We start from the raw sequence: 17119 nt of genomic DNA on the forward strand, positions 1-17119 counted from the left end.
AGTCGGCCGTCATCAGCGACTCGTAGCCCTCGCCCACGACGAACCCGCGGCGGATCGCGCGACCCTCGTCCGTGCGCACCGGCACGTTCTGCAGGTTGGGGTCGGTGGAGGAGAGGCGGCCGGTGGCAGGTCAGTGGGCTGCCGACTCCCAGTCCGGGCCGACGCCGACCGAGACGTCCAGGGGAGCCCGCAGGGCCACGGCGGCGGACATCTCGCGGCGGACCAGGGCCTCGACGCGGTCCCGTTCGCCGGGGGCGATCTCCAGGACGATCTCGTCGTGGACCTGGAGCAGCATCCGGGAGGTCAGGCCCGCCTCGCGCAGGGCCGCGTCCACCCGGAGCATGGCGACCTTGACGATGTCGGCCGCGGTGCCCTGGATGGGGGCGTTGAGCGCCATCCGCTCGGCGGCCTCGCGGCGCTGGCGGTTGTCGCTGTTGAGGTCGGGCAGGTAGCGGCGGCGGCCGAACACCGTGGCCGTGTAGCCCGTGGCGCGGGCCTCGTCCACGACGCGGCGCAGGTAGTCCCGGACCCCGCCGAACCGCTCGAAGTAGGTCTCCATCAGCCCGCGCGCCTCGGCCGGGTCGATGTTGAGCTGCTGCGAGAGGCCGAAGGCGGACAGGCCGTACGCCAGCCCGTAGGACATGGCCTTGATCTTGCGGCGCATCTCGGCGTCGACGGCGGAGCGCTCCACGCCGAACACCTGGGAGGCGACGGTGGTGTGCAGGTCCTCGCCGGAGGCGAACGCCTCGATCAGGCCCTCGTCCTCGGAGAGGTGGGCCATGACGCGCAGCTCGATCTGGCTGTAGTCGGCCGTCATCAGCGACTCGTAGCCCTCGCCCACGACGAACCCGCGGCGGATCGCGCGACCCTCGTCCGTGCGCACCGGCACGTTCTGCAGGTTGGGGTCGGTGGAGGAGAGGCGGCCGGTGGCGGCCACGGTCTGGCTGAAGGTGGTGTGCACCCGGCCGTCCGCCGCGACCGTCTTGATCAGGCCCTCGACGGTCACGCGCAGCTTGGCCTGCTCACGGTGGCGCAGCATGATCACGGGCAGCTCGTGGTCGGTCTGGGTGGCCAGCCACGCCAGGGCGTCCGCGTCGGTGGTGTACCCGGTCTTGGTCTTCTTGGTCTTGGGCAGGTCGAGCTCGCCGAAGAAGACCTCCTGGAGCTGCTTGGGCGAGCCGAGGTTGAACTCGTGGCCGACCGCCGCGTGCGCCTCCTTCACCGCCTGCTGCACGGCGCCGGCGAACTGCTGCTCCATCGCTTCGAGGTGGTCGCGGTCGGCGGCGATACCGGCCCGCTCCATCCGGGCCAGCAGCTCGGAGGTGGGCAGCTCCATGTCGTGCAGCAGCTCGGCCGCGCCGACCTCGGCGAGCTTGCCGGTGAAGGCCTCGCCCAGGTCCAGGACGGCGCGGGCCTGCGCCATCAGGGCCTCGGCCTCGGCGGTCTCGTCGGTGCCGAACGCCAGCTGGCCGTCGACGGCCGGCGGGGCCAGCTCACGGCCCAGGTACTCCACCGCCAGCACGTCCAGCGCGAACGAGCGCCGGCCCGGCTTGACCAGGTACGCGGCGAGGGCGGTGTCCATGGTGACGCCCGCGAGGGTCCAGCCGTGCTCGGGCAGCACCCGCATCAGGCCCTTGGCGTTGTGCACCACCTTGGGACGGTCCGGGTCGGCGAGCCAGGCCGCGAGCGCCTGCTCGTCGGCCTCGTCCAGCTCGGACGGCTGGCACCAGGCCGCCGCACCCCCGGCCGCGGCCAGGGCGATCTCGCTGACGTTGCCCGTGCCCAGCGCCCAGCTGTCCACGGTGGAGACGCCCAGCGGGCCACCGGCGTGCTCCGCCAGCCAGGGGGCCAGCTCGCCCGTGCCGAGCACGCTGGCGTCCAGCTCCACCCCGGCCGCCGGGGCCGGGGCCTGCTCCTGCTCGGCGCCCGGGTCGACGGCCAGCAGCCGCTCGCGCAGCGAGGCGTTACGGATCTCCAGCACGTCCAGTACGGCCTTGAACGCGGCCACGTCGTACGGGGCGCGCTCCAGGTCGGCCGGGGTGCGGTCCAGGTGGACGTCGCGGACCATCTCGGTCAGCACCCGGTTGAGCTTGACCGACTCCAGGTGGTCGCGCAGGTTCTGTCCGGCCTTGCCCTTGACCTCGTCCACGCGCTCGACCAGCTCCGCGAACGAACCGAACTGGTTGATCCACTTCGCCGCGGTCTTCTCGCCGACGCCCGGGATGCCCGGGAGGTTGTCGGACGGGTCACCGCGCAGCGCCGCGAAGTCCGGGTACTGGCTGGGGGTGAGGCCGTACTTCTCGACGACCTTCTCCGGGGTGAACCGGGTCAGCTCCGAGACGCCCTTGGTCGGGTAGAGCACGGTGGTGTGCTCGGAGACGAGCTGGAAGGAGTCCCGGTCGCCGGTGACGATCAGCACCTCGAAGCCGAGCGCCTCCGCCTGGGTGGCGAGCGTGGCGATCACGTCGTCGGCCTCGAAGCCCTCGACGGCGAACCGCGGCACCCGCATCGTGTCCAGCAGCTCGCCGATCAGCTCGACCTGGCCCTTGAACTCGTCGGGGGTCTTGGAACGGTTCGCCTTGTACTCGGGGAACTCCGTGGACCGCCACGTCTTGCGCGAGACGTCGAACGCCACCGCGAAGTGCGTGGGCGCCTCGTCGCGCAGCGTGTTCGCCAGCATCGACGCGAAGCCGTAGATGGCATTCGTCGTCTGGCCGCTCACGGTGGTGAAGTTCTCCGCGGGCAGCGCGAAGAACGCCCGGTACGCCAGGGAGTGCCCGTCCATGAGCATCAGGCGCGGGCGGTCGGCCGCGGTCGTCTCTTCGGTCTTCTTCGATGCTGTCTCTGCCACGCCCCCGATCCTAGGCGGCCCCACTGACAAACCGGGCGTCGGCGATCCCCGGGGAGCGTGACAGGATCGGACGCGCACACCGAAGTACACCGAGTGCACACTGCTGCACGCCGCTGCACACCGCATGCTCGAAGGGGAGCGCCATGGCCACCAAGCCGCCCGCAGGTGATCCGGTCCAGGACGCGCCGCAGGTCGCGCCTCCCCAGCACGCCGCGGCCGGCCTCCCGGCGATCGTCCACACCCTGAAGATCGCCCAGGAGCAGATGGGCCTCGCGCGCACCGCCCGCACCCTGCTCAAGGTCAACCAGAAGGACGGCTTCGACTGCCCCGGCTGCGCCTGGCCCGAGGGCGACGAGCGGCACACCGCCGAGTTCTGCGAGAACGGCGCCAAGGCGGTCGCCGAGGAGGCCACCCTGCGCCGGGTCACCCCGGAGTTCTTCGCCGCGCACCCGTTGGCCGACCTGGCCGGCCGCAGCGGCTACTGGCTGGGCCAGCAGGGCCGCATCACCGAGCCGATGTACCTGCCCGAGGGCGCCGACCGCTACGAGCCGATCGGCTGGGACCGCGCCTTCGCGATCATCGCGGAGGAGCTGCGGGCCCTCGCCTCCCCCGACGAGGCCCTCTTCTACACCTCGGGCCGCACCAGCAACGAGGCCGCGTTCCTGCTCCAGCTCTTCGCCCGCGAGTTCGGCACCAACAACCTGCCGGACTGCTCCAACATGTGCCACGAGTCCTCGGGCTCGGCCCTCAACGAGACCATCGGCATCGGCAAGGGCAGCGTCTCGCTGGAGGACCTGCACCAAGCCGACCTGATCATCGTCGCCGGGCAGAACCCGGGCACCAACCACCCCCGCATGCTCTCCGCCCTGGAGAAGGCCAAGAAGGCCGGGGCGAAGATCCTCACGGTGAACCCGCTGCCCGAGGCCGGCACGGAGCGGTTCAAGAACCCGCAGACCCCCTGGGGCATGCTGGTCGGCACCGCCCTGACCGACCTGTTCCTGCAGATCCGCATCGGCGGCGACCAGGCCCTGTTCCGGATGCTGAACAAGCTGGTGCTCGACACGCCCGGCGCGGTGGACGAGCTGTTCGTCCGCGAGCACACCCACGGCTACGAGGACTTCGCCGCCTCCGCCCGGGAGGCCGACTGGGACACCACCCTGGCCGCCACCGGCCTGACCCGGGCCGAGATCGAACGGGCGCTGGACATGGTGCTGGCCTCGAAGCGGACCATCGTCTGCTGGGCCATGGGCCTGACCCAGCACAAGCACGCCGTGGCCACCATCCGCGAGGTGGTCAACCTGCTGCTGCTGCGCGGCGCCATCGGCCGCACCGGCGCCGGGGTCTGCCCGGTGCGCGGCCACTCCAACGTCCAGGGCGACCGCACCATGGGCATCTTCGAGCGCCCCGCCGAGCCCTTCCTCGCCGCCCTCGACCGCGAGTTCGGCATCACCTCGCCCCGCCACCACGGCTACGACGTGGTCCGTTCCATCGAAGCGATGCGCGACGGCCGGGCGAAGGTCCTCTTCGCCATGGGCGGAAACTTCGTGGGGGCCACCCCCGACACCGAGGTCACCGAGGCCGCGATCCGCCGCACCGCCCTGACCGTGCACGTCTCCACCAAGCTCAACCGCTCCCACGCGGTCACCGGCCGCCGCGCCCTGATCCTGCCGACCCTGGGCCGTACCGACCGGGACGTGCAGGCCGCCGGCCGGCAGTTCGTGACCGTCGAGGACTCCATGGGCATGGTCCACGCCTCCCGCGGCAACCTGCCGCCGGCCGGGCCGCGCCTGCTGTCCGAGCCCGCGATCGTGGCGCGGCTGGCCCGCGCGGTGCTGGGCGCGGCCTCGAAGACCCCGTGGGAGGAGTTCGAGAAGGACTACGCCACGATCCGCGAGCGGATCTCCCGGGTCGTGCCCGGCTTCGAGGACTTCAACGCGCGCATCGCCCGGCCCGGCGGGTTCACCCTGCCGCACGCCCCGCGCGACGAGCGCCGCTTCCCGACCCGGACCGGCAAGGCGAACTTCACCGCCGCCCCGGTCGAGTACCCGCACGTGCCCGAGGGACGGCTGCTGCTGCAGACCCTGCGCTCGCACGACCAGTACAACACCACGATCTACGGGCTCGACGATCGCTACCGGGGCATCACCGGAGGCCGCCGGGTGGTCCTGGTGCACCCCGAGGACGCCGCCGCGCTGGGCCTGGCCGACGGCGCGTACACGGACCTGGTCGGCGAGTGGAGCGACGGGGTGGAGCGGCGCGCGCCGGGCTTCCGGGTGGTGCACTACCCGACCGCGCGGGGCTGCGCGGCCGCCTACTACCCCGAGACCAACGTGCTGGTCCCGCTGGGCGCCACGGCCGACACCAGCAACACCCCGGCGAGCAAGTCCGTGATCGTCCGCCTGGAGCCGGCCGGCCGGGCCCCCGAAGCCGCCGGAACCGCCGGAGCCGCCGAGGGCACCCCCGACCGAGCGGCCGCTCAGTGAGGTGATAGGAACGTCGGTTAACGATCGTTGACGAACGGAGCCGGCCCCATGGGCGAGCAGCACAGCGTGAAGTTCCCGCAGGAAGTCCTCGACGAGTACGCGGCCCTGGGCATCGACCTGCCCTCGCTCTTCTCGGCCGGCCACCTCGGCGAGCGCATGGACATCCGCGTCCTGGAGGCCTCGGCCGACCGCGTCGTGGCCACCATGCCCGTCGAGGGCAACACCCAGCCGTACGGGCTCCTGCACGGCGGCGCCTCCGCGGTCCTGGCCGAGACCATCGGCTCCGTCGGCGCGATGCTGCACGGCGGCCACACCAAGATCGCCGTCGGTGTGGACCTGAACTGCACCCATCACCGCGGCGTGCGCTCCGGCCTGGTCACGGGCGTGGCCACGCCCGTGCACCGGGGCCGGTCCACGGCCACGTACGAGATCGTCATCACCGACGAGCAGGACCGCCGGGTGTGCACCGCCCGACTGACCTGCCTGCTGCGCGACACGAACTCGTAACGCCCGTTCGGCAACGGACCGTTGTCACTCCGCCCGGCGCCGGTCTAGCGTTCCCGCATGGGAACCGGACCGGCGCGGCGGAGCAGCCTGCTGCTCTGCGCCCTGCTGCTGAGCGCGGCCTGTTCGGCCGCTCCCGCCGACGGCGGCACCGGCGGCGCCGGGGGCGGCACGCCCGCGGCCCCCGCCCCCCACAGCACCTCCCCGCAGGAGCTGTGCACCTCCCTGATCACCCACTGGACCGCCGCGATCCTGGCGGGCGCCCCCGAGGCGGGCCTGGACTACCAGGCCATGGGCCTGTCCGGCGGGCAGAACGAGATCCTGCGTGACATCGTCGTGGCCGCCCGCGCCGAACTGCGGACCGGCGGCCCGGACGCGGCCCGGGCCCTGACCGCCCGTGAGGCCGAACGCCGCTGCGCCGACCGCTACCGCACGGGCACGCCCACCGGCGGCCCCTGGTGAACGCCGTCGGCCCCGGTATCGGCCCCGTCGAGGCGGGTGACGGCACCGCCGGGCTCGACGCCCCCGCCCCGGCCGGCCCCGCCGCGCGTACGGCACGCGCCCTGCGCGCCCGCTGGGACGCGTACACCGACCGTCACCCCCGGGCCGGGCGAACCGCCCCCGCCCTCGTCGCCCTGACGGCCTGCGCGGGCCTGCTGGCCGCCGGCGGCCACCTGCTCGCCGCCCGCGCCCCGGACGGGGGCCGGCCGGCCCCGCCGCCGTCCGCCACGATCCTGCCCGCCCCCTCCCAACTGGTCTCCCTGGCCTACCGGGAGGCGGTGGACCCGCTCACCGAGGGCACCTCGCTCGCCTTCACCGTCCAGATCGGCAACGCGGCCGGCGGCCGCCCGGTGACGGTGGAGGGAATCGGCCAGCCCTCACCGGCACTGTCCGTCACCAGTCACCCGGCGCTGCCGCTCACCCTGCGGCCGGGCGAGGCCTACGAGCTGGTGCTGGAGATAAAAGCGACGGACTGCGTGCATGTACCACGGAATGCAGGCCTACCATTTCTCGAAGTAACCCTCAGTAATGGAGGGGCGAAAGAGGATCACAGTTACATCCTCGGTGACCGTTATGCCAGAGATCTTTCCGGCGCCTTGAGCAGGACTTGTCCCGAGGTGCGAGATGCCGGGCCATCAGGCACGTCATGACCAAAACCCCCAAGACTCCTGGGCTGTCAGGAGTCAAAACGCCTTACGCTCCTTCCGTTTCTCAGCATGCGGACACGACGAAACGGCCGGAATTCACCCGTTCCACCCTCGGAGAACCGGTATGCATTACGCCGTGGCATAACAAGAGCGTCACAGCATTGGCCCGAGCCCTCCATATCCCCTGGACGGCCGCTTAGAGTCACGGCCAGTCACCGCGACCACCGGATTCCTTCTCACAGCAGTTCGGTCACACGCGTTCGACTCGGCGCGTCCCTAGGGGGGACGCCGTGCCCCGAAAGGACAGATCCGTGCGTCATCGTTCTCTCATCGCCGTGACGGCCGCCCTCGCCGCGGGAACCCTCACGCTCACCGCCTGTGGTTCGCGCGACGCCGGCAAGAACGCCGAAGGTGGCGACGGAGGCGGCGCCACGGTCGTCATCGCCGTCGACGCCCCGCTCACCGGTGACCTCTCCGCCCTCGGCCTCGGCATCCGCAACTCTGCCGAGCTCGCCGTCAAGCAGGCCAACGAGAAGAAGTACGTCAAGGGCGTCACCTTCAAGTTCGAGGCCCTCGACGACCAGGCCCAGGCCTCCTCCGGCCAGCAGAACGCCACCAAGCTCGTCGCCAACAAGGACGTCCTCGGTGTCGTCGGCCCCCTGAACTCCTCGGTCTCCGAGTCGATGCAGAAGGTCTTCGACGACGCCAAGCTCGTCCAGATCTCCCCGGCCAACACCAGCCCCTCCCTGACCCAGGGCCCCAAGTGGGCCGAGGGCACGAAGGTCCGCACCTACAAGAGCTACTTCCGCACCGCGACCACGGACGCCATCCAGGGCCCGTTCGCCGCGCAGTACCTCTTCAACAAGGCCGGCAAGAAGAAGGTCTTCATCATCGACGACAAGAAGACCTACGGCGCGGGCCTCGCCGGCACCTTCAAGGGCGAGTTCACCAAGCTCGGCGGCCAGGTCGCCGGCGAGGGCCACATCGACCCCGAGTCCAAGGACTTCTCGGCCATCGTCACCCAGGTCAAGAGCTCCGGCGCCGACGCCGTCTACTACGGCGGCGAGTACCCGGCCGGCGGCCCCCTCAGCAAGCAGATCAAGGCGGCCGGCGCCAACATCCCGCTCGTCGGCGGTGACGGCCTCTTCGACAAGAAGTACGTCGAGCTGGCCGGCGGCGCCACCGCCGCCGGTGACCTCGCCACCTCCGTCGGCGCCCCCGTCGACAGCCTGCCGTCCGCCAAGGAGTTCATCGAGAACTACAAGAAGGCCGGCTTCAAGGACCCGTACGCGGCCTACGGCGGCTACTCCTACGACTCCGCCTGGGCGATCATCGAGGCCGTCAAGAAGATCGTCGACGGCAACAACGGCAAGCTCCCCGACGGCGCCCGCGCCAAGGTCCTGGAGGCCGTCCAGGGCGTGTCCTTCGAGGGCGTGACCGGCAAGGTCTCCTTCGACGAGTTCGGTGACGCCACCAACAAGCAGCTCACCGTCTACAAGGTCGAGGGCGACGACTTCAAGTCCGTCGAGTCCGGCACCTACAGCGGCTGAACCACGACCAGCCACGCGGCCGGCCGGACCACCGACTAGCCGCACCACCCACTCCTGCCGCGCGGGGCGCGTACCTCAAGCGCCCCGCGCGGTGTCACATCCGTCGAAAGACTCGGAGGACCTGCGGTGCACGAACTGCCGCAACAGCTGGTCAACGGCCTGCTACTGGGATCCATGTACGGGCTCGTCGCCATTGGCTACACAATGGTCTACGGCATCGTCCAGCTCATCAACTTCGCCCACGGCGAGATCTTCATGATCGGCGGTTTCGGCGGACTCAGCGTCTGGCTGCTGCTCCCCGAGGGCACCAGCATGCTGATCGCCCTGCCCCTCATGATCATAGGCGCCATAGCCATCGCCACACTCGTGGCCATCGGCGCCGAGCGGTTCGCCTACCGACCGCTGCGCAACGCACCCCGCCTCGCCCCCCTCATCACCGCCATCGGCCTCTCCCTCGCCCTCCAGCAGGCGGTGTGGGCCTGGTACCCCGACGCGAAGTCCTCCGTCGTCTTCCCCCAGCTCCCCGGCGGCCCCTTCAGCCTCGGCAGCGTCACCATCCAGACCGGTGACGTCTTCCTCCTGATCGCCGCCCCCGTCTCCATGGCGTTCCTCGGCTTCTTCGTCCAGAAGACCCGCACCGGCCGCGGCATGCAGGCCACCGCCCAGGACCCCGACACCGCCAAGCTCATGGGCATCAACACCGACCGCATCATCATGATCGCGTTCGCCCTCGGTGCCGCCTTCGCCGCGATCGGAGCCGTCGCCTACGGCCTCAAGTACGGCGAGGTCCAGTTCAAGATGGGCTTCCTCCTCGGCCTCAAGGCCTTCACCGCCGCCGTCCTCGGCGGCATCGGGAACATCTACGGCGCCATGATCGGCGGCCTGGTCCTCGGCCTCGCCGAGACCCTCACCACCGTCTACGTCGCCGAAATCCCCGGCATGCAGCAGCTCGGCGGACAGTCCTGGGGCAACACCTGGGCGTTCGTCCTCCTCATCCTCGTGCTCCTCTTCCGGCCCCAGGGCCTGCTGGGGCAGCGCGTGGCGGACAGGGCGTGAGAACCATGACTTCTACCACCACCGACATCGCCACCGAGACCACCGGCGGCAACGGCCTCGCCCTCCCCGAGAAGGCCGCCCGCGCCCTCGCCACCGGTGGCGGCGCCCTCGCCGTCGTCTCCAGCTTCCTCGCCTGGACCTGGACCCCCACCTTCCCCGGCAACCTCACGGTCTACGGCTACCCCGGCGGCCTCCAGTGGCTCGTCCTGGTCAGCGGCGCCCTCACCACCCTCTTCGGCCTCTCCTCCTACGGGATCAAGGGCCTGAAGTGGCTCACCCCCGGCGGAGCCGACGCGGCCGTCAAGCTCGCCGCCCTCGCCACCCTGTGGACCACGCTCTACACCGTCTGGGCCATCTCCGACACCCTCGGCGGCCTCGTCAACCTCGAACCCGGCGGGTTCGTCGCCCTCCTCGCCGCCGTCGTCACCTACCTCGGCGCCCGCTCCCTGCCCTTCGAGCGCCCCGCCCTCGACCCCGCGGACCCCGAGGACAGCACCTGGGAGCAGTACCAGCACAACGCCCGCAACCGGCGCGAGATCGTCAAGGCCGCCTACGCCGCCAAGACCCCCGCCCCGGCCAAGCCGCTCCCCGCCTGGGCCGAGATCCTCATCATCGCCGGCGTCCTCGGCCTCGCCCTCGGCATCTTCACGTACGGCATCACCACCCCGTACCAGGAACTCTTCATCGGCTTCCTGTTCACCGCGGGCTTCGGCTTCGCCGCCCTCCACAAGGCCGGCCTCGTCGCCCGCTTCACCGCCCTCACCAACCGCCACCGCAACGTCGCCCTCGTCGGCGCCTTCGTCGCGGCCGCGGCCTTCCCCCTCACCCAGACCGACGACCAGTACGCCACCCTCGGCGTCAACATCCTGATCTTCGCCACCGTCGCCCTGGGCCTGAACATCGTCGTCGGCCTCACCGGCCTCCTCGACCTCGGCTACGTCGCCTTCCTCGGCGTCGGCGCCTACACCGCCGCCCTGGTCTCCGGCTCCCCGAACTCCCCGTTCGGCGTGCACCTGCCCTTCTGGGCCGCCATCCTGCTCGGTGCCCTCGCCTCCATGGTCTTCGGCGTCCTCATCGGCGCCCCGACCCTCCGCCTGCGCGGCGACTACCTGGCGATCGTCACCCTCGGCTTCGGAGAGATCTTCCGGATCTCGATGAACAACATGGACGGCAAGTCCGGCCCCGACATCACCAACGGCCCCAACGGCATCGCCGGCGTCCCGAACGTCAACCTCTTCGGCTTCGACTTCGGCGCCACCCACAGCCTCCTGGGCTTCACCATCGGCCGCTTCGCCAACTACTTCCTGCTGATGCTGGCCATCACCCTCATCGTCGTCCTGGTCTTCCGCCGCAGCGCGGAATCCCGTATCGGACGCGCCTGGGTCGCCATCCGCGAGGACGAGACCGCCGCCGAGGCCATGGGCATCAACGGCTTCCGCGTCAAGCTCATCGCCTTCGCCCTCGGCGCCACCCTCGCCGGACTCGCCGGCGCCGTCCAGGCCCACGTCAACTACACGGTCACCCCCGACCAGTACGTGTTCGCCAACGCGGTCCCGCCGAACTCCGCCTTCCTGCTCGCCGCGGTCGTCCTCGGCGGCATGGGCACCATCTCCGGCCCCCTCGTCGGCGGCGCACTGCTCTTCCTCATCCCGAACAAGATGCAGTTCCTCGGCGACTACCAGCTCCTCGCCTTCGGCGTCGCGCTCATCGTCCTGATGCGCCTGCGCCCCGAAGGCATCATCCCCAACCGGCGCAACCAGCTCGAACTCCACGGAGACCTCGAAGCTCCCGCAGTCCTCAGCAAGGCAGGGGCCTGACCATGACGACCACCACGACCGAGGCCGGCACCGCCACCCAGGCGGAAACCGTCCTGGACGCCCGCGGCGTCACCATGCGGTTCGGCGGCCTCACCGCCGTCAAGAACGTCGACCTCACCGTCAACAGCGGCGAGATCGTCGGCCTCATCGGCCCCAACGGCGCCGGCAAGACCACGTTCTTCAACTGCCTCACCGGCCTCTACACCCCCACCGAGGGCGAGGTCCGCTACAAGGGCACCGTCCTGCCGCCCAAGTCCTTCAAGGTCACCGCGGCCGGCATCGCCCGTACCTTCCAGAACATCCGTCTCTTCAGCAACATGACGGTCCTGGAGAACGTCCTCGTCGGACGCCACACCCGCACCAAGGAAGGCCTCTGGTCCGCCCTCCTGCGCCTGCCCGGCTTCCACAAGGAGGAGGCCGCCAGCCGCGAGAAGGCCATGGAGCTGCTGGAGTTCATCGGCCTCGCCCACAAGGCCGACCACCTCGCCCGCAACCTCCCCTACGGCGAGCAGCGCAAGCTGGAGATCGCCCGCGCCCTCGCCAGCGACCCCGGCCTGATCCTCCTGGACGAGCCCACCGCCGGCATGAACCCGCAGGAGACCCGGGCCGCCGAAGAACTGATCTTCGCCATCCGGGACAAGGGCATCGCCGTCCTCGTCATCGAGCACGACATGCGCTTCATCTTCAACCTCTGCGACCGCGTGGCCTGCCTCGTCCAGGGCGAGAAGCTCATCGAAGGCAGCGCCGGCGAGGTCCAGAGCGACGAGCGCGTCGTCGCCGCCTACCTCGGCGAGCCCTTCGAAGGCGCCCCCGGCGCCGACGAGGTCGCCGAGGTCGAGGCCGCCGAGGCCCACGCGGAAGAGGCCCACGCCGAGGAGACCCCCGCCGAGGACGACGCTCCCGCCGCGGACAGCACCACCAGCACCACCACGGACGGAGAGGCCAAGTGACCGCACTCCTGGAGGTCGAGGACCTCCGCGTCGCCTACGGCAAGATCGAAGCCGTCAAGGGCATCTCCTTCTCCGTCGAGGCCGGCCAGATCGTCACCCTGATCGGCACCAACGGCGCGGGCAAGACCACCACCCTGCGCACCCTCTCCGGGCTCATCAAGCCCAAGGGCGGCCAGATCAAGTTCCAGGGCAAGTCCCTGAAGAAGGTCCCCGCCCACCACATCGTCACGCTGGGACTCGCCCACTCCCCCGAGGGGCGGCACATCTTCCCCCGCATGACGATCGAGGACAACCTCCTCCTCGGCGCCTTCCTCCGCAAGGACAAGGACGGCATCGCCAAGGACGTCCAGCGCGCCTACGACCTCTTCCCCATCCTGGGCGAGCGGCGCAAGCAGGCGGCCGGCACCCTCTCGGGCGGCGAGCAGCAGATGCTCGCCATGGGCCGCGCCCTGATGTCCCAGCCCAAGCTGCTCATGCTGGACGAGCCCTCCATGGGGCTCTCCCCGCTGATGATGCAGAAGATCATGGCGACCATCGCCGAGCTCAAGGCGGCCGGCACCACGATCCTGCTCGTCGAGCAGAACGCCCAGGCCGCCCTGTCCCTGGCCGACCAGGGCCACGTCATGGAGATCGGCAAGATCGTCCTGTCCGGCCCCGGCCGGGACCTGCTGGTCAACGAGGACGTCCGCAAGGCGTACCTCGGCGAGGACTGACCCCTCGCACACCAAGGGCCCGCCTCCCTCGGGGGAGGCGGGCCCTCGGCACGACCGGCGCGGCCGCTCCTACTGGGCGGCGTTCTTCTTCTCCTCGGCGTCCTCGATGACGGCCTCGGCGACCTGCTGCATGGACATCCGCCGGTCCATGGACGTCTTCTGGATCCACCGGAACGCGGCCGGCTCGGACAGCCCGTACTGCGTCTGCAGGATGCTCTTCGCCCGGTCCACCAGCTTGCGCGTCTCCAGCCGCTGGGTGAGGTCGGCTACCTCCTGCTCCAGCGCCTTCAGCTCGGTGAAGCGCGAGACCGCCATCTCGATGGCGGGCACCACGTCGCTCTTGCTGAACGGCTTCACCAGGTACGCCATGGCCCCGGCGTCCCGGGCCCGCTCGACCAGCTCGCGCTGGGAGAAGGCGGTCAGCATCAGCACCGGGGCGATCGACTCCCCGGCGATCTTCTCGGCCGCGGAGATCCCGTCGAGCACGGGCATCTTCACGTCGAGGATCACCAGGTCCGGCCGGTGCTCCCGGGCCAGCTCCACCGCGGTCTGCCCGTCCCCGGCCTCCCCGACGACCGCGTACCCCTCCTCCTCGAGCATCTCTTTGAGGTCGAGCCGGATGAGCGCCTCGTCCTCGGCGATGACGACGCGGGTCGTCAGCGGGGGGACATGCGACTGGTCGGCGTCGACAGGCGTGGGCGACGACTCATGCTCGGCGGTCACGGACGGCTCCTCGTTGCGGGGCTATACAGCTCCCCTGAGCCTACCTAGCTCCTGTAAGGTGGAGTCGCGCAGGGCTCGTTAATTCCTTGCTTTCCCAGGCCCCAGTACTCCAACTGGTCAGAGAGGCCGCTCTCAAACAGCGGACAGTGTGGGTTCGAATCCCACCTGGGGCACTTTTCCTCATTTTCCAAGGTCACGCCGGGGCGCGTGACCTTCACTCTTTCCGGTCCACTTTCCGTCGGCGCGGGGCGCTGGTGCACCGTGTGCACGAGCATCCGACACATGTACGACATGGACACCCGCACGGAAGCGTTACGCCTGGTCGCGGCGGGCCGCAGCCTGAACTCCGTCAGCAAGGAGACCGGCATATCCCGGTCCGCCATCCGTGGATGGCAGACCCGCATCGAACCCCGCGGCCGCATGCTGGCCGCCCCCTGGGCGCCGCCCGCCGACCGCGCCGCGTATGCCTACCTCCTCGGTCTGTATCTCGGTGACGGCCACATCGGCAAGCACCGCTCACGGGACGGCCAATACCTCCGGATCTCCTGTTCCGACGCCTATCCCGGTCTGATCGAGCAGTGCCGCGAGGCGATCCGAGCCGTCTCCCCGCTGAGCAAGGTCTGTCTCGTCCAGCACCAGGGATGCGTCAACGTCACCAGCTACGGGTACCACTGGAGCCGCTACTTCCCCCAGCACGGCCCCGGCAAGAAGCACGAGCGCCGAATAGCGCTGGAGCCGTGGCAGCAGGAGATCGTGGACGAGCAGCCGTGGGCGTTCGTCCGGGGGCTGATCCACTCGGACGGCTGCCGCATGACGAACTGGACCGTGCGCAACGGCAAGCGCTACGAGTACCCGCGGTACTGGTTCACGAACGTCTCGGACGACATCCGCAAGCTGTTCACGGACACCCTGGACCGGCTCGGGGTCGTGTGGACGAACTGCGCCCGGCAGGGGAAGCCGTACAACGTGTCCGTCGCCCGCAAGGCCTCCGTCGCCCTCCTGGACGCCCACGTAGGGCCCAAGCACTGAGCGCCGGCGCGGTGGTCAGCCGACCGGGTCGCCGATGTGGTGGACGCGGACCATGTTGGTGGTGCCGGGGACGCCGGGCGGGGAGCCGGCGGTGATGACGATGGTGTCGCCGGGCTGGACGCGGCCGAGGTCGCGGAGGCGTTCTTCGACCTGGGCGACCATGGCGTCGGTGGATTCGACGTGGGGGCCGCAGAAGGTTTCGACGCCCCAGGTGAGGTTGAGCTGGGCGCGGGTGGCCGGGTCGGGGGTGAAGGCGAGGAGGGGGATGGGTGAGCGGTAGCGGGAGAGGCGGCGGACGGTGTCGCCGCTCTGGGTGAAGGCGACGAGGAACTTGGCTTCGAGGAAGTCGCCGATCTCGGCGGCGGCGCGGGCGACGGCGCCGCCCTGGGTGCGGGGCTTGTTGCGGTCGGTGAGCGGGGGGAGGCCCTTGGCGAGGATGTCCTCCTCGGCCGCTTCGACGATGCGGGACATGGTGCGGACGGTTTCGACGGGGTATTTGCCGACGCTGGTCTCGCCGGAGAGCATGACGGCGTCGGTGCCGTCGATGACGGCGTTGGCGACGTCGGAGGCTTCGGCGCGGGTGGGCCGGGAGTTGTCGATCATCGAGTCGAGCATCTGGGTGGCGACGATGACCGGCTTGGCGTTGCGCTTGGCGAGTTTGACGGCGCGCTTCTGGACGATGGGGACCTGTTCCAGGGGCATTTCGACGCCGAGGTCGCCGCGGGCGACCATGATGCCGTCGAAGGCGGCGACGATGGCGTCGATGTTGTCGACGGCCTGGGGCTTTTCGATCTTGGCGATGACGGGGAGGCGGCGGCCTTCCTCGTCCATGATGCGGTGGACGTCGTGGATGTCGTCGCCGCTGCGGACGAAGGAGAGGGCGATGACGTCGACGCCGGCGCGCAGGGCCCAGCGGAGGTCGTCGACGTCCTTGTCGGAGAGGGCGGGGACGGAGACGGCGACGCCGGGGAGGTTGAGTCCCTTGTGGTCGGAGATCATGCCGCCTTCGACGACGCGGGTGTGGACGCGGGGGCCGTCGACGGCGGTGACTTCGAGGGTGACGCGACCGTCGTCGACGAGGATGCGTTCGCCGGGGGTGACGTCGGTGGCGAGGCCCTTGTAGGTGGTGCCGCATGTGTGGCGGTCGCCTTCGACGTCCTCGACGGTGATGGTGAAGGTGTCGCCGCGTTCAAGGAGTACGGGGCCTTCGTGGAAGCGGCCGAGGCGGATCTTCGGGCCTTGAAGGTCGGCGAGGATGCCGACGCTGCGGCCGGTCTCGTCGGAGGCCTTGCGGACGCGCTGGTGTCGTTCCTCGTGCTCGGCGTAGGTGCCGTGGCTGAGGTTGAGGCGGGCGATGTCCATTCCGGCCTCGACCAGGGCCTTGATCTGGTCGTACGAGTCGGTGGCGGGGCCCAGGGTACATACGATTTTCGCTCGGCGCATACGTGGAGCGTATGCCCTACCCAGCGGTAGGGAGTGAGGTCCCGATGTCGTCTCAACAACCTTTGGGCAAAAGGTTGTTGACAATTGTTGAATGGGCGCGGGGGTGCTCTGATGAGCACCCCCGGAGGGTGAATCGGGGCACGGAATTCCACCCCTGGGATACGGCGGTCAGAGCTGGGGCGGGGTCATCGTGAAGCGGGCGTTGACCTGGGCGTGCACGGTCTGCCGCTGGGGTTCGAGGTCGAGGGCGGGGGCGGTGGACTCCTCGGTTCCGGCGAAGGCCATGGTGCGCATGCCCCCGCCGCCGGGCCGGCCGAAGGGGGCGCCGTTCTCGGCCCCGATGTCGGCGAGTTCGACGAGGGCGGTGAGGCCGGCGCCGAGGGCGGCGGCGTATTCGCGGGCGCGCTGGACCGCTTCGAGGACGGCTTGCTTACGGGCTTCGCCGTGGGCCGGGGAGGTGGGGCGCAGGGCCCACCAGGGGCCGTCGACGCTGGTGAGTTCGAGGTCGGCGAGGCGGGTGGTGAGTTCGCCGAGGGCGGTGAAGTCGCAGAGTTCGGCGGTGATGTGGACGCGGCCGTGGTAGGCGCGGACGCGTTCGCCTCGGCCGTGGCGGGTGAGCTCGGGGGTGATGGAGAAGGCTCCGGTCTCGATCTTCTCGACGGCTTCGCCGTAGCTCTTGACGAGGTCGAGGACGGCGGCGTTGCGTCCGGTGAGGTCTTCGAGGGCGGTGCGGCGGTCGGTGCCGCGGGCGCCGACGGTGATGCCGATGCGGGCGATCTCGGGGTCGACTTCGAGGGTGGCCTCGCCGCGGACGGCGACGCGGGGGACGTCGGGGGTGCCGTAGGGCTGGGG

14 protein-coding genes, 1 tRNA gene and 1 pseudogene are annotated in these 17119 nt (G+C 70.4%); 11 read left to right on the forward strand and 5 right to left on the reverse strand.

Annotation, left to right across the window (positions count from 1 at the left end; translation table 11 throughout):
• Together EF918_RS39315 and polA are read right to left on the reverse strand one after the other, a co-directional pair.
• Positions 1–115, reverse strand: a pseudogene (locus EF918_RS39315) (DNA polymerase); the annotation flags it as partial.
• Between the two features lie 15 nt (positions 116–130).
• The gene (polA, locus tag EF918_RS20540) at positions 131–2851 is read right to left on the reverse strand and encodes a DNA polymerase I (RefSeq protein ID WP_125648534.1); all 2721 of its coding nucleotides are present in this window, start codon (positions 2849–2851) and stop codon (positions 131–133) included.
• Between the two features lie 143 nt (positions 2852–2994).
• Between polA and EF918_RS20545 the strand changes: the two genes are divergently transcribed.
• The 9 genes from EF918_RS20545 to EF918_RS20585 all read left to right on the forward strand — a co-directional run bounded on the left by EF918_RS20545 (position 2995) and on the right by EF918_RS20585 (position 13072).
• Positions 2995–5334 (forward strand): FdhF/YdeP family oxidoreductase, encoded by a 2340-nt coding sequence (locus EF918_RS20545; protein ID WP_125648537.1) that lies wholly within the window; start codon positions 2995–2997, stop codon positions 5332–5334.
• A 48-nt stretch (positions 5335–5382) separates the two neighbouring features.
• Positions 5383–5841, forward strand: a complete 459-nt coding sequence (locus EF918_RS20550) for a PaaI family thioesterase (protein ID WP_125648540.1) — start codon at positions 5383–5385, stop codon at positions 5839–5841.
• 57 nt (positions 5842–5898) lie between these two features.
• Entirely contained in the window at positions 5899–6300 is a 402-nt protein-coding gene (locus EF918_RS20555) for a hypothetical protein (RefSeq protein WP_260610426.1), read from the forward strand.
• On the forward strand, positions 6297–6989 hold the full coding sequence (locus EF918_RS20560; RefSeq protein ID WP_125648543.1) for a Tat pathway signal sequence domain protein: 693 nt from the start codon (positions 6297–6299) through the stop codon (positions 6987–6989). Before EF918_RS20555 ends, EF918_RS20560 begins: the two co-directional genes overlap by 4 nt.
• Positions 6990–7297: 308 nt before the next feature.
• Positions 7298–8536 carry a branched-chain amino acid ABC transporter substrate-binding protein gene (locus tag EF918_RS20565; RefSeq protein ID WP_125648546.1) on the forward strand — a complete coding sequence of 413 codons (1239 nt, stop codon included), beginning with the start codon at positions 7298–7300 and terminating at the stop codon, positions 8534–8536.
• 126 nt (positions 8537–8662) lie between these two features.
• On the forward strand, positions 8663–9592 hold the full coding sequence (locus EF918_RS20570) for a branched-chain amino acid ABC transporter permease (RefSeq protein WP_125648561.1): 930 nt from the start codon (positions 8663–8665) through the stop codon (positions 9590–9592).
• A gap of 5 nt (positions 9593–9597) precedes the next feature.
• A complete protein-coding gene (locus EF918_RS20575; protein ID WP_125648565.1) occupies positions 9598–11409 on the forward strand; it encodes a branched-chain amino acid ABC transporter permease in 1812 nt (603 codons plus the stop codon).
• 2 nt (positions 11410–11411) lie between these two features.
• A complete protein-coding gene (locus EF918_RS20580; RefSeq protein WP_125648568.1) occupies positions 11412–12359 on the forward strand; it encodes an ABC transporter ATP-binding protein in 948 nt (315 codons plus the stop codon).
• Complete coding sequence (locus EF918_RS20585; protein ID WP_125648573.1) at positions 12356–13072, forward strand: ABC transporter ATP-binding protein; 717 nt, start codon at positions 12356–12358, stop codon at positions 13070–13072. The genes EF918_RS20580 and EF918_RS20585 overlap by 4 nt, the downstream gene beginning before the upstream one ends.
• 69 nt (positions 13073–13141) lie before the next feature.
• On the opposite strand, the gene EF918_RS20590 is transcribed toward EF918_RS20585, so the two are convergent.
• Positions 13142–13795, reverse strand: a complete 654-nt coding sequence (locus EF918_RS20590) for an ANTAR domain-containing response regulator (protein WP_125648576.1) — start codon at positions 13793–13795, stop codon at positions 13142–13144.
• 98 nt (positions 13796–13893) lie between these two features.
• On the opposite strand from EF918_RS20590, the gene EF918_RS20595 reads away from it, so the two are divergent.
• Together EF918_RS20595 and EF918_RS20600 are read left to right on the forward strand one after the other, a co-directional pair.
• Positions 13894–13968, forward strand: a tRNA-Leu gene (locus EF918_RS20595).
• Positions 13969–14077: 109 nt separating this feature from the next.
• Positions 14078–14824: a helix-turn-helix domain-containing protein gene (locus EF918_RS20600; RefSeq protein WP_125648579.1), complete on the forward strand. Its 747-nt coding sequence runs from the start codon at positions 14078–14080 to the stop codon at positions 14822–14824.
• Positions 14825–14839: 15 nt separating this feature from the next.
• Here the strand turns inward: EF918_RS20600 and pyk are convergent, their stop codons facing one another.
• Both pyk and EF918_RS20610 read right to left on the reverse strand, forming a co-directional pair.
• Positions 14840–16267, reverse strand: coding sequence for a pyruvate kinase (pyk, locus tag EF918_RS20605; protein WP_125648583.1), 1428 nt, complete (start codon positions 16265–16267; stop codon positions 14840–14842).
• Positions 16268–16435: 168 nt separating this feature from the next.
• On the reverse strand, positions 16436–17119 hold a 684-nt coding region (locus tag EF918_RS20610), incomplete at its 5' end, for an SIMPL domain-containing protein (protein ID WP_148141250.1).

Source organism: Streptomyces sp. WAC06614, from assembly GCF_003949795.1.
Classification (GTDB): domain Bacteria; phylum Actinomycetota; class Actinomycetes; order Streptomycetales; family Streptomycetaceae; genus Streptomyces.